Origin of the sequence: Microbispora sp. CSR-4 (assembly GCF_008033685.1) — a bacterium.
Lineage (GTDB): Bacteria > Actinomycetota > Actinomycetes > Streptosporangiales > Streptosporangiaceae > Microbispora.
In genome coordinates this window covers 85,321-109,055 of sequence record NZ_VJVX01000009.1, presented here as the reverse complement: position 1 = coordinate 109,055, position 23,735 = coordinate 85,321, and the positions used below count along the sequence as shown (strand labels likewise).

Below are 23,735 nucleotides of genomic sequence, written 5' to 3'. Positions count from 1 at the left end.
CTACCCTGGACACAGGTTAGAATCCGTTCTAGTTTGCGGTTCTGGGCGGATTCCCGCCCCGCAGGCAGGTCCGTGGAACACGCGGGAGGTCCGGTGGACTTCGACCTCGACGAGACCCATGCCGAGGTGCGCGCGCTGGCCGCGTCGGTGCTGGACCGGGAGGCGGACCAGGCCAGGATCGAGGCGCACGAGCGCGGCGGCCGGCCGTACGACGCGGGGGCGTGGAAGGCGCTGGCACAGGCGGGCCTGCTCGGGGTGTGCCTGCCGCCAGAGGCGGGTGGCGCCGGGCTCGGCCCGCTCGCGATGGCGGTGATCCTGCGCGAGGCGGGGGCCCGCGTCGCGCCGGTTCCCGCGCTGCCCGGTCTCATCGCCGCGCTGACCGTCGCCGCGCACGGCACGGACGCCCAGCGCCGGGCGCTCGCGCCGTTCGCCGAGGGAGACGAGGTGCTCACCGTCGCCTTCCGCGAGGCCGGGGCGGGCACGGGCGACCCGCCCGCCGCGATCGCCGAGAACGGCAGGATCACCGGGCGGCCCGGTGTCGTCCCGTACGCCGCCGAGGCGTCGGCCGTCCTCGTGCCCGCGCGGTCGGCGGACGGGACCGCGCTGTTCCTGGTGCGGCCCGCGGACGCGCGGCTGCTGCCGGCCTCGACGGCGGCCGGGGAGCCCGCGGCCGCGGTCGTCCTGGAGGACGCGCCGGGCGAGATGGTGGGGGAGCCGGACGGCGCGGCCGTCGCCGCGCTGCGGCTGAACACCCTGGCCGCGGTCACCGCGGCCGCCTCCGGAGTCCTCGCGGGCGCGCTCGCGCTGACCAAGGGGCACATCGCCGCGCGCCGGCAGTTCGACCGGGTGCTCGCCGAGTTCCAGGCCGTGACCATGCAGATCGCCGACGTCTACATCGCCGCACGCGCGCTCGACGTCGCCATGTGGACGGGAGTGTGGCGGCTGGGCGAGGGGCTGCCCGCGGAGCGGGACCTGGCCGTCGCCGCTCACACCGCGGCCGGGGACGCCGTACGCGCGCTCTACACCTGTCAGCACCTGCACGGCGGCATCGGTCTCGACGTGACCTATCCGCTGCACCGCTACTTCGGCCTGGGCAAGCACCTCGCCCACCTGCTGGGCGGTGAGCGGGCCCAGCTCGACCTGATCGGAGCGCTGATCTGATGTTCATAGAGCTGACGGCGGACCAGCGGCGGCTCCGCGACGACCTGCGCGACTACTTCGCGTCGTGCCTGACCCCCGAGCAGCGCGCCGAGATCGCCCGCGACCCGTTCGGCGAGGCGTACCTGGCGCACTGCCGCAGGCTGGGCCGCGACGGCAAGCTCGGCCTCGGCTGGCCGAAGGAGTACGGCGGGGGCGGATACGGCCCGGTGGAGCAGCAGATCTTCGCCAACGAGGTCGCCCGGGCCGAGGTGCCCTACCCGCTGATCACGCTGCAGACGGTCGGTCCGACGCTGATGCGCTACGGCACGGACGCGCAGAAGGAGTTCTTCCTGCCGCGCATCCTCGCCGGGGAGTGCCACTTCGCGATCGGCTACACCGAGCCCGAGGCGGGCACCGACCTCGCCTCGCTGCGGACGACGGCGGTGCGCGACGGCGACCACTACGTGGTCAACGGCCAGAAGGTGTTCACCTCGGGCGCGCACCACGCCGACCACATCTGGCTGGCGGCCCGCACCGATCCGGCGGCGAAGAAACACCGCGGGATCACCATGATGATCGTCGACTGCACCGACCCCGGGTTCTCCTGGACGCCGATCGTCACGATGGACGGCCGCCATCACACCAACGCGACGTACTACTCGGACGTGCGCGTCCCACTCGACATGGTCGTCGGCGAGGTGGACAAGGGCTGGGACCTGATCGTCAGCCAGCTCAACCACGAACGCGTCACGCTCGGGCCCGCCGGCGCCATCGGGCACACCCTCGACCGGTTCGCCCGCTGGGCGAAGACCGGCCGGGGACGCGACGGCGCGCCGCTGTGGGATCACCCCGACGTACGGCGGGCCGTCGCCGGGGTGTACGCGTGCTTCCGCACGAACGAACTGCTCAACTGGCAGGTCGCGGCGTCGATGGATCTCGGCTGGCTGGGCGCCCCCGACGCGTCGGCCACCAAGATCTACGCCTCGGAACGGGTGCAGGAGGTCGGCCGGATCGTCGGCGACACGCTGGCCCGCTTCGGCGACCCGTACGACGAGGAGACGCGCGACCTGATAGAGCGGGTGGACCGGGGCGTCAAGGGCGGCCTCGTGCTCACCTTCGGCGGCGGCGTCAACGAGGTGCAGCGGGAGCTGATCGCCATGCTCGGGCTCGGGCTGCCCAGACCACCCCGCTGAGCACGCGCCCGGCAGCGGTTTTCGGGGGGTGCGCGCGTTCCGGGTGTTCGGGGTGTTCCGGGTGTCCCGGGTGTTGCGGGCGTTCCGGGATCAGGGCGTGAAGACCGTCGGCACGTTGAAGAAGACGATCAGCGCGATGATCAGGCAGATCAGGATGCCGACGGCCTCCCACAGCCAGTCGTAGTGCCGGTCGCCCTTGCCCCGGCGGCTCTTGCGGGTGCCCGTGCCTGTGCCCTTGCTCTTGCGCGTCGCGTTGCCCGTGCTCTTGCCGGTGCTCTTGCTCTTGTTCGCGCCGCTGCCGCCGGACGTCCGGCCGGCGTGCTTGCGGGCGGGACGGCGCGGGGCGGCGGGCCGGGGCACGGAGAGCGCGGCGACGGCCGGGTGGATCAGGACGTCGTTCTCCGTCGAAGACGCCTCGACGGCCCGCGCACCGTACGTCTCCACCGGCTTCACCGGCTCCGCCGTCTCCACCTGCGGCTCCTCGGCCGGTCGCGCGGCCTCCCACGGCGCGGGAGCGAACGCGTCCACAGGGGAAGCGGCAGGGGAGGGAGCGGGGAAGAGCGCCTCGGCGGGCGGCGTCAGCGGAGGTTCGTCGGCCGGCTCCTCGACCCGGGGGAAGCCGGACGACTCCTGGGTCCCAGGGAAGCCTGGCGCCGCCTCGGTCGTCGGGAACGTGCCGGTGGACTCGCCCTGTCGCGACGTGTCCGCGGGATCGGCCGTACGGAACGCGTCGAAGGGCACGGCGAAACGCAGCGTGTCGAACAACGCGTCCAGCGGCTCCGCCGGGCGGGACGGGCCGGCGGCCCCCGAGGCGTCCGAAGGCACCGCGGGACGCGGTGCGGTGCCGAAGGCGTCGAGGGGCTCCGCGTGACGAGGCGTGCCGGACGTCTGCGGCGTGGCTCCGAAGGCGTCGAACGGCTCGGTGGGCCGCGCGGTGCCGAAAGCGTCGAACGGTTCCGCAGGGCGGTGTGCCGTGCCGAAGGGATCGAAAGGTTCCGTGGGCGGCGCGCTGCCGAAAGCGTCGAACGGTTCCACCGGACGGGGCGTGCCGGACGTCCCGAAGGCGTCGAAGGGGCGCGCGCCCGTGCCGAAGGCCTCGAACGGATCCGTACGGGGAGGGGCGGTGCCGAAGGCGTCGAACGGCTCGGGAGCAGGCGCGACGTCCGGAGCGGGCGGCGGTGCGGCGGGTGCGATGGGCGTGATCTGCGTGCTCTGCGGGCTCTGCGCGGCTTCCGGAGGGGAGGTCTGGGGGGACGCCTGCGGCTCCACCGGCGCGGTCAGGGCCGCCGGGCGCTCGGCCGGCCGCTTGTCCGCGCGCTCGTCCGGCCGCTCTGTGGGCGCGGACCGTGCGGCGCGCTTCCTGCGCAGCCGGCCCTCGCCGAGCGAGTTGAGCAGCGCCCCGCGCAGCCGGGGCATGGGCTCGGTGGCCGCCTCGTGCTTCGCCTTGCGCCGGGAGCCCTGCGGCTGCCCGATGGCGTCGGCCTTGACCACGCACGTGTTGGTGACCTGGTCGGGGTCGCTGAGCGGCAGCGGCCAGGTCGGGGTGGTCGGCCACAGCTTCTTGGTGACCAGCCCGGAGGACTTCTCCGTCGTGGCGCTGCCCGGCTCGTCGTACGGCAGCGCCGCCAGCACCCGGTCGCGTACGGACGCGGCCGGGCGGCGCCAGGGCAGCCGGGCCAGCACGTCGCCGAGAGGGGAGACGCCGATGGCGTCGTAGACCTCCGCGACGCCCGGCGGCACGAACGGCGCCGACCTCGCGGCGGTCACCGCGGTCTCCAGCGTCTTGGCGAAGCGGCGCGTCGCGCCCGCGATCAGCTCCTCGGCGGTGTCGGCCGCGACGTCGAGGACCACCGACAGCTCGTGCGCCGTCAGGCCGCACACCTCAGCCAGCAGCAGGACCTCGCGCTGGTGCGGCCGGATGTCACGGAAGACCCGCTCGATCAAGGAGGTGGCGGGGTCGGCGACGGAGTCGACGGCCGGCATCGCGTAGCTGACGTCGCGGCGGTAGATCTCCCGCCGACCCAGCGCGTACAGCGCGGCGCGCGAGGGCGGCTCGGCGGTCGGTACGGTGGTGAAGACGGCCACCACGGCGTCGGCGGCGGACGCCGTCTCACCGAGCTGGTCGTGGCAGTACGCGAACAACCCCGCCGCGTGACGCTCGTAGAGCTCGGCGATGAGCTCGCTCCTGGAGCGCAGACCGGTGAGCGGTGCAGTCACGACCGGCTCCTCTGAGTTTCTTGGCTGGTCCGTTCTGAGGGACGCGGCGGAGGGACGGGAGAGGCGTGAGAGTAATCATGCCAACACATCACCGCGTCACGCATCATGAGATGCCCTATTGATAGATATCTAGGCCCGGATTTCGGGTGATCCCGCCGTAGGCTGACCGGCGGGTGTTGTGTCCGGATCGGGGCGCGTGGGATATCCGAGGGGTTCGGAGGGAAGAGCGAGGGGGCCTCCCGGTGTTGGGTTGATCGCACACTCTTTCGAAGGGCGAGATGGCGTGATCACGTTCGAAGACGTCACCAAGCGCTACCGGGATGGGACGGTGGCCGTGGACGAGCTCAGCCTGGAGGTGCCCACCGGTGCGATCACCGTCTTCGTGGGCCCGTCCGGCTGTGGCAAGACCACGTCGCTGCGGATGATCAATCGCATGATCGACGCCACCTCCGGCCGCATCACCCTGGATGGTCAGGACGTGCGCGAGATCGACCCGCCGACGCTCCGGCGCGGCATCGGGTACGTGATCCAGCAGGCCGGCCTGTTCCCGCACCGCAAGATCGTGGACAACGTCGCGACGGTGCCGTACCTGCTGGGCTGGAACAAGAAGAAGGCGCGCGCCCGCGCGATGGAGCTGCTCGACCTGGTCGGGCTCGATCCCGGCCTGGCCGGCCGCTATCCCTTCCAGCTCTCGGGCGGGCAGCAGCAGCGCGTCGGCGTGGCCCGGGCGCTCGCGGCCGATCCTCCGGTGCTGCTCATGGACGAGCCGTTCAGCGCCGTCGACCCGATCGTGCGGGCCAGTCTCCAGGACGAGCTGCTGCGGCTGCAGTCGGAGCTGCGCAAGACGATCGTGTTCGTCACCCACGACATCGACGAGGCGGTCAAGCTCGGCGACACGGTGGCCGTCATGCGCGTCGGCGGGCGGCTGGCCCAGATGGCCGGCCCGGCCACGCTGCTCACCGAGCCCGCCGACGACTTCGTCCGCGAGTTCCTCGGCCGCGACCGCGGCATCCGGCGGCTGTCGTTCATCTCGGCCAAGGAGGTGCGCCTCCGCCCGGCGCCGCCCGATCTGGTGACCGACGAGGACGGCAGGCCGCTCGGCTGGCGTACCGCGGAGGGGCTCGCCGCCCACGGAACTTTCAACCCGGAGACCGACTCGCTGCGCGCGGCGCTCGACGCGGCGCTGCTGTCCCCCAACGGCACCGCGATCGCCGTGGACGAGGAGGGCCGCGTGCGCGGCGTGGCCGGCCGGGACGCGATCGACGAACTGCTCGCCGAGTACGCGCCGCCCGCCTCAGGCCCCGCACCCGGAGCTTCGAGCGGCGGCGCCTCCGAGGGGGCGCCCACGTGACCGACGAGCCCCTGGTCCGCTGGGACTGGATCGCGCGCAACTGGGACAACGGCGGCCCCACCGCGATCAGCGCCCTGCTGGAGAACCACGTCGTCATGGCCTTCCTGCCCGTGCTGTTCGGGCTGGTCGTGGCGCTGCCGCTGGGCCTGGCCTGCGTACGCTGGCGCTGGCTCTACCAGCCGACCGCCGCGCTGATGAACGTCACCTACTCGCTGCCGTCCCTCGTCCTGTTCTCGATCTTCCTGTCGATCACCGGGCTCACCCGGTCGACCGTCGTCATCCCGCTGACGTTCTTCGCGCTCGCGGTGCTGATCCCCGCCGTGGTGGACGGCCTGGCCTCGGTGCCCGACTCCGTACGGCAGTCGGCGGTGGCGATGGGGTTCCGGCCCGCGCGCCGGCTGCTGCGGGTCGAGCTGCCGGTCGCGGCGCCGGTGGTGCTGGCCGGGCTGCGGGTCGCGACCGTGTCCAGCATCAGCCTGGTCAGCGTGGGCGCGCTCATCGGCCAGGGCGGGCTGGGCAACCTGTTCATCGACGGCTGGCAGCGGCAGTTCTACACGCCGATCGTGGTCGGGATCGCGCTCATCGTCCTGCTCGCCGTGCTCGCCGACGGGCTGCTCGTGCTCGCCCAGCGGCTGCTGACTCCCTGGTCCCGGGCGAGGAGGACGGCGTGAACTGGCTGGCCGACTTCTTCGGCGACGCGGGGCACTGGTCGGGCCCGGACGGCATCCCGGTCCGGCTGCTCGAACACCTGGAGTTCTCGGCCGCGGCCTTCCTCATCGCGGCGCTGATCGCCGTGCCGCTCGGCATGCTCATCGGCCACACGGGCCGCGGCGCGCTGCTCGTCGTGGTCGCGGCGAACGCCGCCCGGGCGCTGCCGACGCTCGGCCTGCTCGTGCTCGTGGTGCTGCTGGCGGGCGTGGGGACCGTCCTGCCGGTGCTGATCCCGCTGGTCGTGCTGGCGGTGCCGCCCATCCTGGTGAACACCTACGAGGGCGTGCGGGGGGTGGACGCCGACCTGCGCGACGCGGCGTACGGCATGGGCCTGCGCGGGCGTCAGGTGCTGTTCCGCACGCTGACCCCGGTCGCGCTGCCGCTCATCCTGCTGGGCCTGCGCCTCGCCGCCATCCAGGTCGTCTCGACCGCCACCGTGGCGGCGTTCGTCGGGCTGGGTGGTCTCGGCCGGTTCATCATCGACGGCCTGGCGACCAAGACCTACGCGGACGTGGTCGGGGGAGCGGTCCTGGTGGCCGCGCTCGCCCTGGCCGTCCAGTTCGCCTTCGTCCTGCTCGACCGGGTGATCGTCTCGCCCGGTGTCCGCCAGGTCCGCTAATCTCGATTTTATCCCCCTATAATGAAGGGATTTTCTGTTATGAGGCGTATCTTCGGCGTCGCGGCGGTCGCTCTGACCGCGGCGCTCACGTTATCGGCCTGCGGGAGCTCCGACCCGCTCTCCACGACCGCGTCCGCCGCCCCGTCGGAGTCGGGCTCGGGCGACGCCGCCGCCACGAAGGTCGTCGTCGGCTCGTTCAACTTCCCCGAGAGCGTCCTGCTCGCCTCGATGTACGCCCAGGCCCTCCAGGCCAAGGGGGTCACGGTCGAGGAGAAGCCCAACATCGGCAGCCGCGAGGTCGTCTACGACCAGGTCAAGAGCGGCGGCCTGACCGTGCTGCCCGAGTACGCCGGGTCGCTGCTGGCCTTCGTCGACAAGTCGAGCACGGCCAGGACCAAGGACGAGATCCTCGCGGGCCTGAAGGCCAAGCTGCCCCCGGAGCTGGAGATCCTGGAGCCGGCGGCGGCCGAGGACAACAACTCGCTCACGGTCACCAAGGCCACGGCCGACAAATACCAGCTCACCACCATCGAAGACCTCGCCAAGGTGGCGAAGGACTTCGTGGTCGGCGGGCCGCCGGAGTTCAAGCAGCGTCAGGAGGAGAACTTCAAGAACGTCTACGGCCTGGAGTTCAAGCAGTGGAAGCCCACCGGCGACACCACCGCTGACGCGATCAAGAGCGGCACGGTCCAGGTGGGCAACGTGTTCACCACCGACCCCAAGATCGTGCTGAACGACCTCGTGCCGCTGCAGGACAACAAGAACGCCTTCGGCTCCGAGAACGTGACGCCCCTCGTCTACAAGGCCGGGGTCAACGACACCGTGACCTCCACGCTGAACGCGGTCTCCGCCAAGCTGGACACCGAGACGCTGGTCACCCTGATGAAGCGCATCGCCGTCGACAAGGACGACCCGCCCGTGGTGGCCAAGGACTGGCTCACCCAGAACGGCCTGGTCTGACGGCGGCCACGTAGCCGAACGCCTCCCGGCCGGAGCATGCTCATGCTCCCCGCCGGGAGGCGTTCGTCTGTCCGCACCCCGACGGCGCTCGGCCCGGCGCGGTCTCCACTGGCCGGTGCCGGTGCCGGTGCCGGTGGTGTCGGCCGGCTTTGCCGAGCCAGGCCACCGTCGGCTGTGCCGAGCCAGGCCACTGTCGGCCGTGCCGAGCCAGGTCACCGTCCGGCAGTAACGACCTGTCACAGTGGGGGTCACGCCTGACCCGGCCGCCTGCCTTCGCCCCGGCTACCGGTTTCGTCCACAGTGCTCCGGCCTTCGGGCCGGGGAGCGCGTCAATCGGGGTCGGAGATCTCCGTCACCTGCACGCCGTCCAGGTCGAGCCCTGCCCACCGGCCCGCGTCCAGTGTGAGGATGTCGGCCCCCTCCAGCCGGGCGAGCATCACCGTGTGCGCGTCCTCCCACGACGGCCTGCCGTCGCCGGTCAGCCGCGCGGCTGCCTGCCCGAGTTCGAGCGCGTCGTCGAAGTCGCCCAGCGGGCCGTACGCCCCGTGGTCGAGGCGGGCGATTCCGCGCACCGCCGGCAGGAACCCCGTCTTGTCGCTGCCGCCCATCTCCGCGGCCACGGCGGCGACGACCAGTGCGGGCACCGTCAGGCGCAGGCCCTGCTGGTCCAGCTCCAGCAGCAATGTGATCAGCGGCATGTCCCCGCGGGCGACCTCCGACACCACGGTGGTGTCCAGGACGAAGCCGCGCTCACTCATCGGCTGCCTGTGCCAGGTGCCGCTCCCGCTGCGCGAGCACGTGGGCGGTCATCCGGGCCACCTTGGCCGACGCGGCGGGGTCCGACCGCACCGCCTGGGCGGCGGCGCGCACCGCGGCGTCGGCCTCGCGGTCCGCCTCGGCCCGCCGCGCCAACGCGGCGTTGATCACCGCCGACACCGACCGGGCCCGCCCGGCGGCGACCTCCGCGTTGGCGTACTCGAGCAGGTGCTCCTCGATCGTCACGCTGACAGCCCTCGTCGTCATGCGATAACCATACGATGACCCCGGGCCGGTCGCCCGCCATTCCCGCCACGGCGGGTTCCGCTGCCCCGGTCGGGCGCTGGTGGTCGGGCGCTGGTGGTCAGGCGGTGGTGGTCAGGCGATGGCGGTCAGAGCGGCGGAGCGGGCAGTGACGAGGGTGCGCAGGGCGTTCTCGGTGGCCTGGTCGGCCGGGGTGAGGACGAACAGGCGCTGGTCGGAGCTGTCGACCGCGTGGAACGTGTCATAGGCCAGAGTCATCAGGCCGACGTCGTGGCGCAGGATGCGTTTGGTGCCGCGGGAGCGTTCCTCGACGTGCTGGTCGGCCCACCAGGCGGCGAACTGCGGGCTCTCGGCACGCAGATCGGCCACGAGCCTGGCCAGCACCGGGTCGCCGGGGTGGCGGGTGCGGTTGGCGCGCAGATTGCCCACGGTCTCGCGGGCGAAACGTTCCCAGTCGAGCTGCCCCTCCCGCAGGTCCGGTTCGCAGAACAGGATGCGGGCGGTGTTGCCCAGCCGCCCGGCCCCGAACTCGTCACCGAACAGCGCCTTGGCGGCGTTGTTGCAGGCCAGGATGTCGAAGCGGAAGTCCATGACGTACGCGGGCAGCAACGGCATGCCGTCCAGCAGCGCGCGCAGCGACGGCGAGAGCGGGGCGGGAACGTACTCCGGCGGCGGCGCCTCGCCCCGCGCGACCAGGTAGAGATGCCTCCGCTCGGCAGGGCTGAGCCGCAGCGCGGTGGCGACGGCGTCCAGCACGGCGGATCCGGGCATGCCGACGCGGCCCTGCTCCAGCCGGATGTACCACTCCACGCTGACCGCGGCGAGCTCGGCCACCTCCTGGCGGCGCAGCCCCGGTGTGCGCCGTCGCCCACGGACGGGCAGCCCGGCCTCCTGAGGGGTCAGCCGTTCCCTGGCCGCCCGCAGGAACGCGCCCAGTTCGTCACGTCGCATGCCGACAAGCGTGGCAGAAGGGGCGTGTCCCCAGGGAGGTACGCCGGATACCAGGCTCCCGAGCGCCTGGTCACGCGCCGAGCCGGGGCGGAAGGGTGACGAGCACATCCCGACACGTTGAGGAGAGCAGTCATGAAGCGCACGTTCACCGCCCTGGCCGTCGCCGCCGTCACCGTGGCCGTCACCGTGGCCACCACAGCGGCCACCACAGCGGCCACCACAGCGGCCGCCGGCACCCAGACCGCCTCGGCGGCCCCCACCGGGACGCCCGTCTTCGGCTACCACAAGGTGCGCGCCGGCGTCCCCGCCCACGTCGCCAGGTTCCATGTGGAAAGCCCGGACCTGGCCGCCGGCACGTTCCCGGCCAAGGCATTCTCCGACGGCTTCGGCTGCACCGGCAAAAACGTCGCTCCCCGGCTGAGATGGTCAGGCGCCCCGGCCGGGACCAAGAGCTTCGCGGTGACCATGTTCGACCGGGACGCTCCGACCGGCAGCGGCTTCTGGCATTGGGCGGTCCGCGGCATTCCGGCCTCCGCCACGTCGATCCCCAAGGGCGTCGCCGCCGGGGCCAACGACACCGGCGAGAGGGGCTACCTGGGCCCGTGCCCGCCCGCGGGCGACCGCCCGCACCGCTACGAGGTGACCGTCCTGGCGCTGGACGTGGCCGACGCGGAAGTCCCGCGGAACGCCACCCCCGCCCTGGCCTCCTTCGCCCTGTCCTCCCACGTCATCGGCTACGCCCGCATCACCGCGACCGCCAAGCGCTGAGAACGGCCTCGGCTCCGTTCACGGCGTCTCGGGGCGTCTCGGGGCGTCTCGGGGCGTCCGGGATCGCCGAGCGCCCAGCCCGCAGAGACACCCGGGCCCGCAGAGACACCCGGGTCCTCAGAGGTAGGGCCGCTGGTCGCGCTTGGCCTCCTCGTAGCGTTCGCGCGCGGCGCGCGCCTCGGGGAGCCCGGACACCTCGGCCACCGGCACGTCCCACCACGCCTCGGCGGCAGGTGCGGGGCCGGGGACCGTCTCGACGTAGACCACGGTCGTACGGGGGGAGGCGACCGCCTTGGCGAGCGCGGCCCGCAGGGTCTGTGGGTCGGTGGCCGTCAGCACGTCGGCGCCGAGGCTGGCCGCGTTGGCGGCGAGGTCCACCGGCAGCCGCTCCCCGTCGAGCAGGCCGCCGGGGCCGCGCCTGCGATAGGCGGTGCCGAGCCGGAGCGCGCCGACCGACTCGCTCAGCGCGCCGATCGAGGCGAAGCCCTGGTTGTCCACCAGGACGATGACGAGCTTGACGCCCTCCTGCACGGCGGTGGCGATCTCCTGGGCCATCATCAGGTAGGACCCGTCGCCGACGAGCACGAAAACCTCGCGCTCGGGGGCGGCGAGCTTCACCCCAAGGCCCCCGGCGATCTCGTAGCCCATGCAGGAGTAGCCGTATTCGACGTGATACTGCCCGGGGTCGGAGGCCCGCCAGAGCCGGTGCAGGTCGCCCGGCATCGACCCTGCGGCGTTGACCACCACCCCGCCCGCGGCGACCTCGTTCAGCACGCCGAGCACGACCGGCTGGGTCAGCTCGGTGCCGCTGCGGAACCGGTCGATCTCCGCCTGCCAGGCGGCGGCCAGCTCGGCCGCGCGGGCCGTCCAGCCGGGGTCGGCCCGCCAGTCCACGTCGCCGAAGGCCGCGTCGAGCGCCGTCAGAGCCTCCCGCGCGTCGGCGACGAGCATCTCGGCCGCGTGCTTGGCCGCGTCGAACGCCGCCACGTTGACGTTGAGGAACCGGGCCCGCCGGAACAGCGTCCGCGAGGCGGTGGTGAAGTCGCTGTAGCGGGTGCCGATCCCGATGACCAGGTCGGCCTCACGGGCCAGGGTGTCGGCCGCGCGGGTGCCGGTGTGCCCGATCGCGCCCACCGCGCACGGATGGTCGTACGGCAGCGCGCCCTTGCCGGCCTGGGTCTCGGCCACCGGCACGCCGTGGCGTTCGGCGAAGCGGGCCAGCTCGGCGCAGGCGTCGCTGTACCCGACCCCGCCCCCGGCGATGATCAGCGGGCGGCGCGAGCCGCGCAGCAGCGCGACGGCCCTGGCCAGGGCGGCGGGCTCGGGGACCGGCCGGGCCACGTGCCACACCCTGCGGGCGAACAGCTCCTCGGGCCAGTCGTACGCCTCGGCCTGCACGTCCTGCGGCAGCGCCAGCGTCACCGCGCCGGTCTCGGCGGGGTCGGTGAGCACCCGCATGGCTCCCATCAGGGCCGCCGGAAGCTGCTCGGGCCGGTTGATCCGGTCCCAGAAGCGGCTGACGGGCCTGAGGCAGTCGTTGACGCTGACGTCGTACGACCGGGGGTCCTCCAGCTCCTGCAGCACGGGTGTGGCGGCCCGGGTGGCGAACAGGTCGCCGGGCAGCAGCAGCACCGGCAGCCGGTTGATCGTGGCCAGCGCGGCCCCGGTGACCATGTTGGTCGCGCCCGGCCCGATCGAGCCGGTGCAGGCGAGCGTGGACAGCCGGCCGGACTGCCGGGCATAACCGGCGGCCGTGTGCACCATCGCCTGCTCGTTGCGGGCCAGGTAATAGGGCAGCGGGTCGCGCGTGCCCGCGCCCTGCTCGGCCAGGGCCTGCCCGACGCCCGCGACGTTGCCGTGCCCGAAGATGCCGAAGCACCCGGCGATCAGCCGGTGCTCGACGCCGTCGCGCTCGGTCCATTGCCGCGCGAGGAACCGCACCAGCGCCTGCGCGACCGTGAGCCTCGTCGTGTCCGTCATGAGACACCTCCCAGCCGGGGATCGACGGGCTGACCGGCCCACGTGCCGCGGATCCACGCGTGCCTCGGGTCGTCGGAGAAGGCCATCGACCGCTTGTCCGCCGGGCCGGCCAGGACGTTCAGGTAGTAGAGGTCGTAGCCGGGTGCGGCCATCGACGGGCCGTGATAGCCGTGCGGCACGAGCACGACGTCGCCCGCCGACACCTCGGCCAGCGTCTCGTGGGTGCCGTAGACCCGCTGGTAGCCGGGGCCGCCCTCGAAGTAGTAGATCTCCTCGAGCACGGACTCGTGCTCCGACGCCGTGTCGTGCTTGTGGGGCGGATAGGACGACCAGTTGCCGCCCGGCGTGATCACCTCGACCGCCACGAGCTTGTCGCAGCCGAACGCCTCGGGGGAGCAGAAGTTGTTCACCTGCCGGGTCGCCTGCCCCGCGCCCCGGATCTCGACCGGCACGGCCTCGGCCGGGCCATACCTGACGGGCAGGCGGCGGGTGGCCCGGGCGGCCGGAAACGCGATCCTGCCCCTGCCGGTGACGGTGACCCGCGTGTCGATCGGCAGGTACGCGAAGTCGGTCGGCCCGGAGAACACCGAGGGGCGTCCGGTGAGCGACAGCCGCAGGCCGTCGGCGACGACCTCGCACGCGCCCGCCAGCGGCAGGACGAGCATCTCCTCCTCACCCGTCGACAGCTCCACCGGCCGGTCCGTCAGGTTCACGACCCGCAGCCCGGCGTACGTCCAGCCCGCGGCCTCGGGGGTGATCTCGACGTCCCAGGGGCCGGAGGCGGCCGTGCCGTACGGAACGTGGGTCATGTGGCCTCCAGCAGGGCGACCGCGGCGTCCACGGCCGCGGCGACGTCGTCGTCCGGTGGGCAGAGCAGCGCCCGCTCCGGGTGCCAGGCCCGGTCGTCCAGCAGGCGGCGGCGGTCCTCCTCACGCATGCCCGGCGTCCCCCCTTTCCTGCCCCTCCATCAGGGACGTTCCCCGGGTGCGGGGGCAGTCCCCGCGCGGAACCCCGCGTCATGACGGTCTCGACATTCGCGCAGCGCGTCGTGCACGAACTCGCCGAACGGGTCGGCGCCGGTGCGAGTGATCACGGCGCTGCGGCGGCCCAGGCGGGCGGCGGCCGCGGCCACGTTGGCCGGGCTGCCGCCCAGGTATTCGCCGAAGGACGTCACCTGCCGCAGGGAGACCCCGACCTGCAGGGGATAGAGGTCCGCCCCGACCCGCCCCATGGATGAGGAAAGGGTGATTCAGCGCTCGACGAGGGTGACCTCAAGGGAATAGTGCGAGGCGCGGTACACGTGCGAGCCGTGCTCGACCGCACGGCCCTGGTCGTCGTACGTCGTGCGGACCATCGTGAGCAGCGGGCAGCCGCGCCGCTCCTCCAGCAGCCGCGCCTCCGATGCGGTGGCGGCGCGGGCGCCGATGCGCTGGTGCGCCACCCGCATCCGGATGCCGGTCTGGCGCAGCAACTCGTAGAGCCCGCGCTCCTGCAGCGACTCGGCGGACAGCGGGGCCAGCCCGACCGGCAGCCAGTTGTGCAGCAGGGCGAGCGGCTCTCCCATGGCGAACCTGATCCGTTCCAGCCGCAGCACCTCGGCGCCCGGCTCGACGCCCAGCGCCGCGGCGGCCTCCTCCCCGGCAGGCACGGTTTCGAGGGACGACACCCGGGTCTCGGGCTTCTGCCCGGCCCTGCGCAGGTCGTCGTACAGGCTGGTCAGCTCGACCGAGCGCTTCACCTGGCCGTGCACGACCTGGGTGCCGACGCCGCGCTTGCGGACGACCAGGCCCTTGTCGACGAGGAACTGGATCGCCTGGCGGATGGTGGGGCGGGACAGACCGAGCCGCTCGGCGAGCTGGATCTCGTTGTCCAGCCGGGAGCCGGGGGGCAGCGTGCCGGCCTTGATGGCCTCGGAGATCCGCTCGGCCACCTGGAAATAGAGGGGCACGGGACTCGACCGGTCGATGTCGATGTCCAATCGGGTGACGGTCACGATTCGACGGTAGCTGACATCAGAATGTCCGGACCAATGCCCTCGGGCCTGGTAAGGAGGGGGATTCCGGCCTTTTCCGCAGGGCGTCGCCCGGACGCGGGCGCTCGCTGGCGCCGAAGGCCGGGACCCGTGCACAGCCGGGAGCTCGGTTGCGCGTCCCGGTCCCCGGTGGCACAGTCGCACGCCGGAGGGGAAGGAGCCGGGGCGTGGGACCTGCACAGGGACTGTTCACCGAGGCCATGGCGCAGGTGGCCGCGGGCGTGGCCGTCGTGACGGTCAAGGACGACCGCGACGACCTGGGCACGACGGTCGCGACCCTGATGTCGGTGTCGCTCGACCCGCCGCTCGTGCTGATCAGCCTCGATTCGGCCGGATATCTCGCCGAGGTGCTGCTGCGCAGGGACCGCTGGGCCGCGAGCGTCCTCGCGGACGGCCAGCAGACGATCGCCTCCAGGTTCGCCACGGCCGGACGGCCGGGCGCCCGGCTCCTGCTGGCCGGGGTCGCCCACCATCGCGGCCCGCACAGCGAGGCGCTCGTCGTGGAGCAGGGGGTGGCGGCGATCGAGGCCGAGACGGCCCGGGTCGTCCCGGCCGGCGATCACACGCTGTTCATCGGCGAGGTCCTCGGCGTCGACTACGTCGACGCGTCCAGGGCCCCGCTCGTACGGCTGCGCTCCCGCTACCGCGCGATCACCTGATCGTCCACCAGCCCGGCAGCACCAGCGGGCCGTACGCCGGGAGACCGAGCTGCCCGGCCATCCGCGCCAGCGGCCCCCACGCCTCCAGGCGCACCCGGGCGAGCGCGGCCGACCTGTCCTCGCTCGACTCCGGCGGGCGCAGCCGCTCCAGGGGGTGCATGCGGGGATAGGTCCGTACGGGTGCGTCGCCGGGCAGCCCGGCCCGGCGGCGGGCCAGGGCGAGGGCGTCCTCCAGACCGCCGAGCTCGTCGGCGAGACCGGCCGTCCTGGCGTCGGCGCCGGTCCACACCCGGCCCCTGGCCAGCTCGTGCGCCCGCTCCTTGCTCAGGCCACGGCCCTGCGCCACCTTGCCCACGAAGTCGTCGTAGATGCGGTCGAGCCAGGCGTTCACCCGCTGCCACTGCTCGTCGGAGAACGCGGTGGACGGCGAGAACATCCCGGCGTTGGCGCCCTCGGTCACCGACTCGGTCACCACGCCGAGCTTGCCGAGCAGCTCCCCGACCACGGGCTTGCCGCCGAACACCCCGATCGAGCCGGTCAGCGTGCCCGGCTGGGCCACGATCACGTCGGCGGCCATCGACACGAAGTAGCCGCCGGAGGCCGCGAGGTCGCCCATCGACACGATGACCGGCTTGCCCGCCTGGCGCGCCAGCACGACCTCCCGCCAGATCGCGTCGGAGGCGACGTACGATCCGCCGGGGCTGTCCACGCGGAACACGATGGCCTTGACCTTCTCGTCCCGGCGGGCCGAGCGCAGGGCGGCGCAGATGGTGTCGGAGCCCATGGCGCCCCCGCCGCCCAGCGGCGAGCGGCCGCTGCGGCCGAGACGGATCATGCCGGTGCCGTGGACCAGGGCGACCGTGGCCGCCCCGGGGTGGGGGAGCCTGCCCGACAGCGCGCTCTTGGCGTACCGCGACACGTAGAGCAGGTGCGCGCCCTCGTCGACGGTCTCGGCGTAGACCTCGTCGCGATACTTCAGCTCGTCCACGAGCCCGGCCTCGACGGCCTCCGACCCGATGAACGGGCCCTGGTCGATCAGCTCGCGCACCCGCTTGGGGTCGAGGCCGCGTCCCTCGGCGATGCCCGCGACGATCTGCTCGGTGACCGACTCGGCGATGCGCCCCGTCGACTCGCGGTGGGCGTCGGTCATGTGGTTCTGGGTGAAGGTGTTGGCCGCGGTCTTGTACTCGTGCCGCTGGCCGAGCTGATACTCCACCCCGGCCTTGGCGAGCGCGTCGCGGAGGAACCGCTGCTCCAGCGCCACGCCGGTCAGACCCACGTCGCCGGAGGGCTGGAGGTAGACCCGCTCGAAGGCGCTGGCCAGGTAGTAGGGGACGGTGCCCGCGCCGAACTCGCCGAACGTCTCGGCGAACGCGACGGTGCGCTTGCCCGCGGCGCGCAGCTTCACCACGGCCGTACGCAGCTCCTGCACCATGCCGAGGCCGAGGGGGTTGCCGCCGATCTTGACGATCAGCGCGGTGACGCGGGGGTCCTTGCGGGCGCGGCGCAGGCCCGACAGCACCTCGGTGAGGCGCGCCTTGCGCATGGACAGCAGGGCGGTGACGGGGTCGGAGGGCGGGCCTTCCGACAAACCCTCGGTCAGGTCCAGTTCCAGCACGAGCGGCGCGGTACGGCGCTGCCGCAGCTTGCCGACCGTTTCTACGATCGTCCTCGTCGCGTCCATAAATGCCACCATAAGCGAAGGTTTCGCCGGGGTGGCCGGATGATCAGGGCCCCCGCGCGAGACGCGCGAGGGCCCATGACGGTGCGAGGCGCTTACTTCGGTTACTTCAATCCGTTGGACATCGCGGTGATCAGCTCACCGTTGGAGGTGTCGCCGCTGAACTCCCAGAAGAACGCTCCGCCGAGACCCTGGTTCTTGGCGTAGGTCATCTTGCCGCCGATCGTGGCGGGGGTGTCGTAGCTCCACCAGTTCGAGCCGCACTTGGCGTAGGCGGTGCCGGCGACCGTGCCGGTGGCCGGGCAGGTGTTCTTGAGGACCTTGTAGTCCTCGATGCCCGCCTCGTACGTGCCGGGCGCGGCGCCGGTGGCGCTGCCGCCGGGCGCGGCCTGGGTGACGCCGGTCCAGCCGCGGCCGTAGAAACCGATGCCCAGCAGGAGCTTGCTCGCCGGCACGCCCTTGCTCTTGAGCTTCTGGATGGCCGCGTCGGAGTAGAACCCTGCGGTGGGGATGCCGGAGTAGGACGTGAGCGGCGAGTGGGGCGCCGTCGGGCCCTGTGGGGCGAAGGCGCCGAAGTAGTCGTAGGTCATCACGTTGTACCAGTCGACGTACTGCGCCGCGCCGCCGTAGTCGGCCGCGTCGATCTTGCCGCCGTTCGTGCCGTCCGCGGTGATCGCGGCGGTGACGAGGTAGCTGGAGCCGAACTTGGCCCGCAGGGCCGCCATCAGGTTCTTGAACGCCGCCGCACCGCTGGAGTCACAGCTCAGGCCGCAGGCGTTCGGGTACTCCCAGTCGATGTCGATGCCGTCGAACACGTCGGCCCAGCGCGGGTCCTTCAGCAGGTTGTAGCAGGAGTTCGCGAACGCGGTGGGGTTGGCCGCCGCCTGCCCGAAGCCGCCCGACCAGCTCCACCCGCCGAAGGAGTAGAGGACCTTGATGTTCGGATACATCGCCTTGAGCTTGCGCAACTGGTTGAACGCGCCGCGCAGCGCGTTGGGGTTGTCCCAGGTGTCGGCCTTGGCGTCCACGCTGTTGGCCGCGGTGTAGGCCATGTCGTAGTCGGCGTAGGAGTCGCCGATCGCGCACTGGCCGTTGGTCACGTTGCCGAAGGCGTAGTTGATGTGGGTGAGCTTGGCGGCCGAGCCGCTGCTCACGATGTTCTTCACGAAGTACTGCCGGGCGTAGACGCCCCAGTCGGCGAAGTAGCCCAGCACCTTCCTGCCGCCGGGCGGCGGAGGCGTGCTCGGGCTCGCCGAGGGCGATGCGGAGGGCGACGCCGAGGGGGACGCGGACGGCGAGGCCGAGGGCGAGGCGGACGGGCTGGGGCTCGGGCTCTTGCTCGGGCTGGCCGAGGGGGAGCTGGTGGGCCCGCCGGTGCAGGGCGCGCCGTTCAGCGTGCAGTTCAGCGGGGTCGAGCCGCCGGGCGCTCCGATGAAGCCGAAGGTCGCCGTCGCGCCCGCCGCGAGGCCGCCGCTCCAGGAGGGGTTCTTGAACGTGTAGTGGTTGCCGCTCTTGGTCATGGTGGTGTCCCAGGCCGAGCTGATCGACGCGCCCGAGGGCATGTCGATCTCGACGGTCCAGCTCGGCAGGGCGTCCGACCCGGCCTTCACGGTGAACTTGCCCTGGAAGCCGGTGCCCCAGTCGGAGTCGACGGAGTACGTGGCGGTGGCGGGGGTGGCGGCGGTCGCGGTCCCGAGCGCGAGCGGCGCGAGTAACGCCGCGCCCGCGATCAGGGAGCCGAGGAGGATCTTTCGCACCGGAGCTCCTGCTCTTGGGGGGTAAAGGACAGGAAAGTTTCCTATTAGTTAGGAGAGTAAGCGCAGACAGGGAGGGGGTCAACGCCCTCGTTCGCCGCTAAGGGTCGTTTAAGCCTCCGCTAAGGTCGGAGCGCCGTCTTGGGGGAAATCCGGCCCGCCCTGGCCGGGCTAGGCGGTGGTCTCCTGCCTGCAAGAAGCGCCGGTGACCATGTTGTTGCCGGCGGCGGTGATGACGGAGTCGAGCCGGTCCCGGGCGTGCATGAGATCGGTGATGCGCCGGTCGACATGCTCGCGCTCCGCCGCCAGCCGCTTGAGCAGGGCGGGAGTGGCGCGGCCGTCGATGACGCACGGCATGAGCTCGACGATTGTCTTGCTGGACAGCCCGGCGGCATACAACTGCTGGATCAGCCGGACCCGGTCGACCGCGCTCTCGGGATAGTGGCGCTGGCCGCTGGGGCTGCGCTCGGCGCTGAGCAGATTCTGCTCCTCGTAGTAACGCAGGGCCCGGACGCTGACGCCGGTCCGGGCTGCGAGCTCTCCGACGCGCATCTCGTCTCCTGGTGACATCCATCACGTGACTTGCCTCTGACGTCAACGTCAGCTTTTAGCGTAACCGCCGTGCGCCTCCGCGGGGGACCTTCTCCTGGCCGGCCTCCCGGCGCACAAGGGCGTGAGCGAGAGGGGCGCCTCGAACGCGTCCTCCACGAGAAGACAGCCCGACCTCACCCATCCGCACGACACCTGAAAGAAGCACACGCATGACCACGTACAAGACGACCGGCCTCACCGGCCCCGCGTCCACCCCGACCGTATCGGTGAAACCGGTCGTGCTGCCCGCGCCGCGGCGCGGCGAGGACCTGCACGTACGCGTCTCCGCACCGGTCGTCGGCACTGAGCTGCCGATCGTGCTGTTCGCACATGGATTCGGCTCGAACCTGGACGGCTACGCCCCTCTGGTCGACCACTGGGCCTCCCACGGCTTCGTGGTGATCCAGGCCACTCACCTCGACTCCAGGCGCCTCGACATCGCCGCGGACGATCCCCGCAAGCCCGACGTGTGGCGCTACCGCGTGCAGGACATGAAGCAGATCCTCGACGAACTCGACACCCTGGAGGCATCCGTGCCCGGCCTGGCCGGCCGGGTGGACCGCAGTCGAATCGTCGCGGCCGGACACTCCTTCGGCGGCCAGACCGCGGGTATCCTCGTGGGTCTGCGCGTCACGGACCCCAGGACCGGAACCGCGCAGGACATGTCCGACTCCCGGGTCATGGCCAGCATCCAGCTGGCCACAGCCGGCAAGGGCGGCGACGAACTGACCCCCTTCGCCCACGAGAGCGCTCCCTGGCTGCGCGACCAGGACTTCTCCCATATCACCGCGCCCGGACTCGTCGTCGCCGGCGACAAGGACGAGCTTCCGCTCTCCACCCGGGGACCGTCCTGGACGACCGACCCCTACACCCTCAGCCGGGGCGGCAAGAGCCTGCTGACGGTCTACGGCGGCCGGCACTCCCTCGGCGGCATCTCCGGCTACGAGGCGGCGGAGACCACCGACGAAGATCCCGGCCGAGTCGCCCTCGTCCAGCAGGTCACCCTCGCCTACCTGCGCCACGTCACGGGCATCGACCACGCCGACTGGGAAAGGGCGCAGGCCGCCCTCGCCGGTGACTCCCACCCGCTGGGACGACTGGAATCGAAGTAACCACCCGCGCCGAACCCGGCTTCCACACCCACCTGCGGAGCGGAAGCCGGGCTCGGTGCCGAGGGGCGGGCGGGCAAAGCCGTGAGAACGGCTGCCCGAGCGAGATCAGGCCAGTCGAGCCGGCCGGGCGACAGGACAGTCTCCACACGGGGGCGGCGCGGCGGACGCCGGCTCTCGTACCATGATTCGGTGCACGGCTTCGTCCGCTCCGTGTGGTCCGAGCCCCGTCCCCCCGATCCACCCGTACGCGTGTGGCGGGACTGGGCGCTCGTCGGGGGGCTCCTGCCGCTCGCGGTGCTCGAAGGGGTGCTGCGGCCGGACCTTCCCTGGCGGCTGTTCGCGGTGGCCGTGACCGCCGGACTGGCGCCCACCCTGCTGTGGCGGCGCACCCGGCCGCTGGCGATGCTCGCGATCTGCTTCGTCGTCACCGGGGTGATCCCGATCATCGCGACCGGCACGACGCTCGATACGTACACGCTGGGATACATGCTGCTCCTGCCGTACGCGGTGGTCCGATGGGGGTCGGGCAGGGAGATCGTGGCCGGCCTGGGGATCATGCTCACCGCCGCCGGACTGTCCGTGCTCGCCGACCACGCCGCGCTGCCCGACGCGGTCGGGCCGTTCGCCGTCATGCTCGCGACCACCAGCCTGGGCGGCGCGTTCCGCTATCGGGCCGGGGCGAGGATGCGCGAGCTCGACCAGGTCAAGCTGCTGATGCGCGAGCAGCTCGCCCGCGACCTGCACGACACCGTCGCGCACCACGTCTCCGCGATGGCCATCCGCGCACAGGCCGGGCTCGCCACGGCGGCGTCACGGCCGGACGCCGCGGCCGAGGCCCTCCGCGTGATCGAGGCCGAGGCGGCCCGGGCCCTCGACGAGATGCGCGCCATCGTCCGCGTCCTGCGCCGCGACCGTCCGGCGGAGCTGACCCCCGGCCCGCGCATCGCCGAGATCGAACGGCTCGCCGGCCGGGGCGGCTCCCACCATCCGGCGGTCGAGGTGGAGATAACGGGAGACCTCGACGGTCTGTCGCCGTCGGTCGAGTCCGCGGTCTACCGCATCGCCCAGGAGGCGGTGACCAACGCCGTACGGCACGCGCGCCGCGCCACCCGGGTCGAGGTGCGCGTCGCGGCGGACGAGACGGCGGTGCGCCTGTGCGTGCGCGACGACGGCGACGGGGGCGCCACGCGCCCGGCCGCGCCGCCGGGATACGGGCTCATCGGCATGAGCGAGCGCGCGAACCTGCTCGGCGGCACGTGCGTGGCCGGCCCGGACCGCGATCGGGGGTGGGCGGTGACCGCGGTGCTTCCCCGGGCCGGGGCCACATGAGCGAGCGAGCCGATGGGCACGGCGTCCGCGTGCTGATCGCCGACGACCAGGAGATCGTCCGCACCGGGCTCTCGATGATCCTCGACGCCCAGCCGGGCATCGAGGTCGTCGGCACCGCAGCCGATGGTCGCCGGGCCGTCGAGCTGGCCCGGCGCCTGCGGCCCGACGTGTGCCTGTTCGACATCCGCATGCCCGGCACCGACGGCATCGAGGCGACCCGGTCGCTCGCCGGTCCTGACGTCGCCGATCCGCTCGCCGTCGTCGTGATCACCACGTTCGACCTCGACGAGTACGTCTACGCGGCGCTGCGGGCGGGGGCCCGGGGGTTCCTGCTGAAGAACGCCGGTGCCGACATGCTCGCGCAGGCCGTGCACGCCGCCGCCGGAGGCGACGCGCTCATCGCCCCGAGCGTCACCGCGCGGCTGCTCGGGGCGTTCGCCCGCACCGGTCCCGCCGCGTCGCCCGCGCAGCCTGTCGAGGCGCTCACCTATCGGGAGGAGGAGATCCTCGCCGCCGTGGCGCGTGGCCGGACCAACGGCGAGATCTCCGCCGAGCTGCACATCTCGCTCAGCACGGTCAAGACGCACGTCGCCAGCCTGATGGCGAAGCTGGGCGCCCGCAACCGGGTGGAGATCGCCATCTGGGCGTACGAGACCGGCCGCGCCGGAAGCTGACCGGGACCCCGGCGGGGAGTCGCGGCGTTCAGCGGGGGATCGCCCACCGGGGTGTCCAGGTCCCGGCCGCGTCCTGCCCGGCCGTGGCGGCGGCGAGGTGGGCGCGGAGGGTCGCCAGCGCGGGGTGGGGGTTGTCGCGGCGCCACAGGAGCGCGTGCGGATAGACGGGAGTGGGGTCGGTCACCGGGATGCGGCGCAGGTCGTATCCGGCGGGCCAGACGAGGCGGGTCTGCGCGCCCATGAACGTGGCCAGGGACGGGGTGTCGGCGATGGTGTCGAGGAGCGCGTCGGAGCCGAAGTTGGGACCGGTCGCCTCGATGGTGAGGCCGAACTCGGCGTAGAGGTCGTCGTAGTAGGCGGCCCACTCGGTGCCGGGGACGATGCCGGGCATCCAGATCCGGTGCCCGGCGAGCTGGGCGAGCGTCACCGACCGGGCGCCCGCCAGCGCGTGGGCGGGGCCGGTGACGAGCTGGAGCGCCTCGTCGGTCACCCGTACGGCCTCGATGTCATCGGGCAGCGGCCGGCCGGGCTCGGCGACGGCGCGGAAGGACGCGTCGATCGCGCCGGACCGGATGGCGGCGACGGCCCTGTCGATGTCGAACAGCATCACCACGTCGAGCTCGATCTCGGGGTGCGCGCGGTGGAAGCCGCGCATGAGGCTCGACGCCGCGCCGCGCGAGTTGAGCACGTCGACGCGCAGCGCACGGCTGCCGGCGCGCACCGAGGCGACGGCCCGCTCGGCGGCGCGCAGCAGCTCGCGGGCGTGGGGCAGGAACGCCTGCCCGTCGATGGTGAGCTCGGCGCCGCGCGGCCTGCGGAGGAAGAGCCGCACGCCGAGGTCGCGCTCCAGCGCCGCGATGCGCTTGGAGACGGCCTGCTGGGTCACCGCCAGATCGGCGGCGGCCTCCTGGAACTGCCCCGCGTCGGCGACGGCGACGAAGGTCCGGACGGCGTCGAGGTCCATCCGGACACCTTAGGTCGTGGCCGGCACAC

Annotated in this window: 23 protein-coding genes and 1 pseudogene; 11 read left to right on the top strand and 13 right to left on the bottom strand. The window is 72.6% G+C overall.

Annotation, left to right across the window (positions count from 1 at the left end):
• The first annotated feature begins 93 nt into the window (after positions 1–93).
• Positions 94–1,161 carry an acyl-CoA dehydrogenase family protein gene (locus FLV34_RS10305; protein WP_142646237.1) on the top strand — a complete coding sequence of 356 codons (1,068 nt, stop codon included), beginning with the start codon at positions 94–96 and terminating at the stop codon, positions 1,159–1,161.
• Entirely contained in the window at positions 1,161–2,333 is a 1,173-nt protein-coding gene (locus tag FLV34_RS10300) for an acyl-CoA dehydrogenase family protein (protein ID WP_142646235.1), read from the top strand. The genes FLV34_RS10305 and FLV34_RS10300 overlap by 1 nt, the downstream gene beginning before the upstream one ends.
• Positions 2,334–2,423: 90 nt before the next feature.
• Here the strand turns inward: FLV34_RS10300 and FLV34_RS10295 are convergent, their stop codons facing one another.
• Positions 2,424–4,550 (bottom strand): RNA polymerase sigma factor, encoded by a 2,127-nt coding sequence (locus FLV34_RS10295; RefSeq protein WP_147942976.1) that lies wholly within the window; start codon positions 4,548–4,550, stop codon positions 2,424–2,426.
• 283 nt (positions 4,551–4,833) lie between these two features.
• Here FLV34_RS10295 and FLV34_RS10290 point away from each other — a divergent pair, with 283 nt between their 5' ends.
• Genes FLV34_RS10290 through FLV34_RS10275 form a run of 4 tightly spaced genes read left to right on the top strand, consistent with a single transcriptional unit; the run spans position 4,834 to position 8,191 of the window.
• Positions 4,834–5,901 carry an ABC transporter ATP-binding protein gene (locus FLV34_RS10290; RefSeq protein ID WP_147942975.1) on the top strand — a complete coding sequence of 356 codons (1,068 nt, stop codon included), beginning with the start codon at positions 4,834–4,836 and terminating at the stop codon, positions 5,899–5,901.
• Positions 5,898–6,572: an ABC transporter permease gene (locus FLV34_RS10285; RefSeq protein WP_142646230.1), complete on the top strand. Its 675-nt coding sequence runs from the start codon at positions 5,898–5,900 to the stop codon at positions 6,570–6,572. Before FLV34_RS10290 ends, FLV34_RS10285 begins: the two co-directional genes overlap by 4 nt.
• Positions 6,569–7,231 (top strand): ABC transporter permease, encoded by a 663-nt coding sequence (locus FLV34_RS10280; RefSeq protein ID WP_142646228.1) that lies wholly within the window; start codon positions 6,569–6,571, stop codon positions 7,229–7,231. The genes FLV34_RS10285 and FLV34_RS10280 overlap by 4 nt, the downstream gene beginning before the upstream one ends.
• Positions 7,232–7,270: 39 nt before the next feature.
• Complete coding sequence (locus tag FLV34_RS10275) at positions 7,271–8,191, top strand: ABC transporter substrate-binding protein (protein ID WP_142646226.1); 921 nt, start codon at positions 7,271–7,273, stop codon at positions 8,189–8,191.
• 329 nt (positions 8,192–8,520) lie between these two features.
• On the opposite strand, the gene FLV34_RS10270 is transcribed toward FLV34_RS10275, so the two are convergent.
• From FLV34_RS10270 to FLV34_RS10260, 3 genes are all read right to left on the bottom strand, one after another.
• Positions 8,521–8,949: a hypothetical protein gene (locus FLV34_RS10270; RefSeq protein WP_142646224.1), complete on the bottom strand. Its 429-nt coding sequence runs from the start codon at positions 8,947–8,949 to the stop codon at positions 8,521–8,523.
• Entirely contained in the window at positions 8,942–9,214 is a 273-nt protein-coding gene (locus FLV34_RS10265) for a type II toxin-antitoxin system ParD family antitoxin (RefSeq protein WP_147942974.1), read from the bottom strand. The genes FLV34_RS10270 and FLV34_RS10265 overlap by 8 nt, the downstream gene beginning before the upstream one ends.
• 111 nt (positions 9,215–9,325) lie before the next feature.
• Positions 9,326–10,162, bottom strand: coding sequence for a helix-turn-helix transcriptional regulator (locus FLV34_RS10260; RefSeq protein WP_142646220.1), 837 nt, complete (start codon positions 10,160–10,162; stop codon positions 9,326–9,328).
• A 132-nt stretch (positions 10,163–10,294) separates the two neighbouring features.
• Here FLV34_RS10260 and FLV34_RS10255 point away from each other — a divergent pair, with 132 nt between their 5' ends.
• Positions 10,295–10,930: a YbhB/YbcL family Raf kinase inhibitor-like protein gene (locus tag FLV34_RS10255; RefSeq protein WP_187280592.1), complete on the top strand. Its 636-nt coding sequence runs from the start codon at positions 10,295–10,297 to the stop codon at positions 10,928–10,930.
• 117 nt (positions 10,931–11,047) lie between these two features.
• Here FLV34_RS10255 and iolD read toward each other — a convergent pair whose 3' ends face one another.
• From iolD to FLV34_RS10235, 5 genes and pseudogenes are all read right to left on the bottom strand, one after another.
• Positions 11,048–12,910: a 3D-(3,5/4)-trihydroxycyclohexane-1,2-dione acylhydrolase (decyclizing) gene (iolD, locus tag FLV34_RS10250; protein ID WP_147942973.1), complete on the bottom strand. Its 1,863-nt coding sequence runs from the start codon at positions 12,908–12,910 to the stop codon at positions 11,048–11,050.
• Positions 12,907–13,719: a 5-deoxy-glucuronate isomerase gene (iolB, locus tag FLV34_RS10245; RefSeq protein WP_142646214.1), complete on the bottom strand. Its 813-nt coding sequence runs from the start codon at positions 13,717–13,719 to the stop codon at positions 12,907–12,909. Before iolB ends, iolD begins: the two co-directional genes overlap by 4 nt.
• Positions 13,716–13,847: a hypothetical protein gene (locus FLV34_RS42295; RefSeq protein ID WP_260617156.1), complete on the bottom strand. Its 132-nt coding sequence runs from the start codon at positions 13,845–13,847 to the stop codon at positions 13,716–13,718. The genes iolB and FLV34_RS42295 overlap by 4 nt, the downstream gene beginning before the upstream one ends.
• A gap of 99 nt (positions 13,848–13,946) precedes the next feature.
• A pseudogene (locus FLV34_RS10240) lies at positions 13,947–14,141 on the bottom strand (PfkB family carbohydrate kinase); the annotation flags it as partial.
• Positions 14,142–14,159: 18 nt separating this feature from the next.
• On the bottom strand, positions 14,160–14,903 hold the full coding sequence (locus tag FLV34_RS10235; protein WP_142646213.1) for a GntR family transcriptional regulator: 744 nt from the start codon (positions 14,901–14,903) through the stop codon (positions 14,160–14,162).
• A 206-nt stretch (positions 14,904–15,109) separates the two neighbouring features.
• Between FLV34_RS10235 and FLV34_RS10230 the strand changes: the two genes are divergently transcribed.
• A complete protein-coding gene (locus tag FLV34_RS10230) occupies positions 15,110–15,601 on the top strand; it encodes a flavin reductase family protein (protein ID WP_260617155.1) in 492 nt (163 codons plus the stop codon).
• Here the strand turns inward: FLV34_RS10230 and sppA are convergent.
• The 3 genes from sppA to FLV34_RS10215 all read right to left on the bottom strand — a co-directional run bounded on the left by sppA (position 15,594) and on the right by FLV34_RS10215 (position 19,588).
• Positions 15,594–17,285 (bottom strand): signal peptide peptidase SppA, encoded by a 1,692-nt coding sequence (gene sppA, locus FLV34_RS10225; RefSeq protein WP_147942972.1) that lies wholly within the window; start codon positions 17,283–17,285, stop codon positions 15,594–15,596. The two genes, FLV34_RS10230 and sppA, sit on opposite strands and share 8 nt — an antisense overlap.
• Before the next feature lie 101 nt (positions 17,286–17,386).
• The gene (locus FLV34_RS10220; protein ID WP_147942971.1) at positions 17,387–19,039 is read right to left on the bottom strand and encodes a glycosyl hydrolase family 18 protein; all 1,653 of its coding nucleotides are present in this window, start codon (positions 19,037–19,039) and stop codon (positions 17,387–17,389) included.
• 168 nt (positions 19,040–19,207) lie between these two features.
• A complete protein-coding gene (locus FLV34_RS10215; RefSeq protein ID WP_147942970.1) occupies positions 19,208–19,588 on the bottom strand; it encodes a MerR family transcriptional regulator in 381 nt (126 codons plus the stop codon).
• Positions 19,589–19,797: 209 nt separating this feature from the next.
• Here FLV34_RS10215 and FLV34_RS10210 point away from each other — a divergent pair, with 209 nt between their 5' ends.
• The 3 genes from FLV34_RS10210 to FLV34_RS10200 all read left to right on the top strand — a co-directional run bounded on the left by FLV34_RS10210 (position 19,798) and on the right by FLV34_RS10200 (position 22,742).
• Positions 19,798–20,739, top strand: a complete 942-nt coding sequence (locus tag FLV34_RS10210) for a chlorophyllase (protein ID WP_030506152.1) — start codon at positions 19,798–19,800, stop codon at positions 20,737–20,739.
• Between the two features lie 189 nt (positions 20,740–20,928).
• Positions 20,929–22,068 (top strand): sensor histidine kinase, encoded by a 1,140-nt coding sequence (locus tag FLV34_RS10205; protein ID WP_147942969.1) that lies wholly within the window; start codon positions 20,929–20,931, stop codon positions 22,066–22,068.
• Entirely contained in the window at positions 22,065–22,742 is a 678-nt protein-coding gene (locus tag FLV34_RS10200; RefSeq protein WP_142646206.1) for a response regulator transcription factor, read from the top strand. The genes FLV34_RS10205 and FLV34_RS10200 overlap by 4 nt, the downstream gene beginning before the upstream one ends.
• Positions 22,743–22,770: 28 nt before the next feature.
• Here FLV34_RS10200 and FLV34_RS10195 read toward each other — a convergent pair whose 3' ends face one another.
• Positions 22,771–23,706 carry a LysR family transcriptional regulator gene (locus FLV34_RS10195; RefSeq protein WP_147942968.1) on the bottom strand — a complete coding sequence of 312 codons (936 nt, stop codon included), beginning with the start codon at positions 23,704–23,706 and terminating at the stop codon, positions 22,771–22,773.
• Positions 23,707–23,735 lie beyond the last annotated feature (29 nt).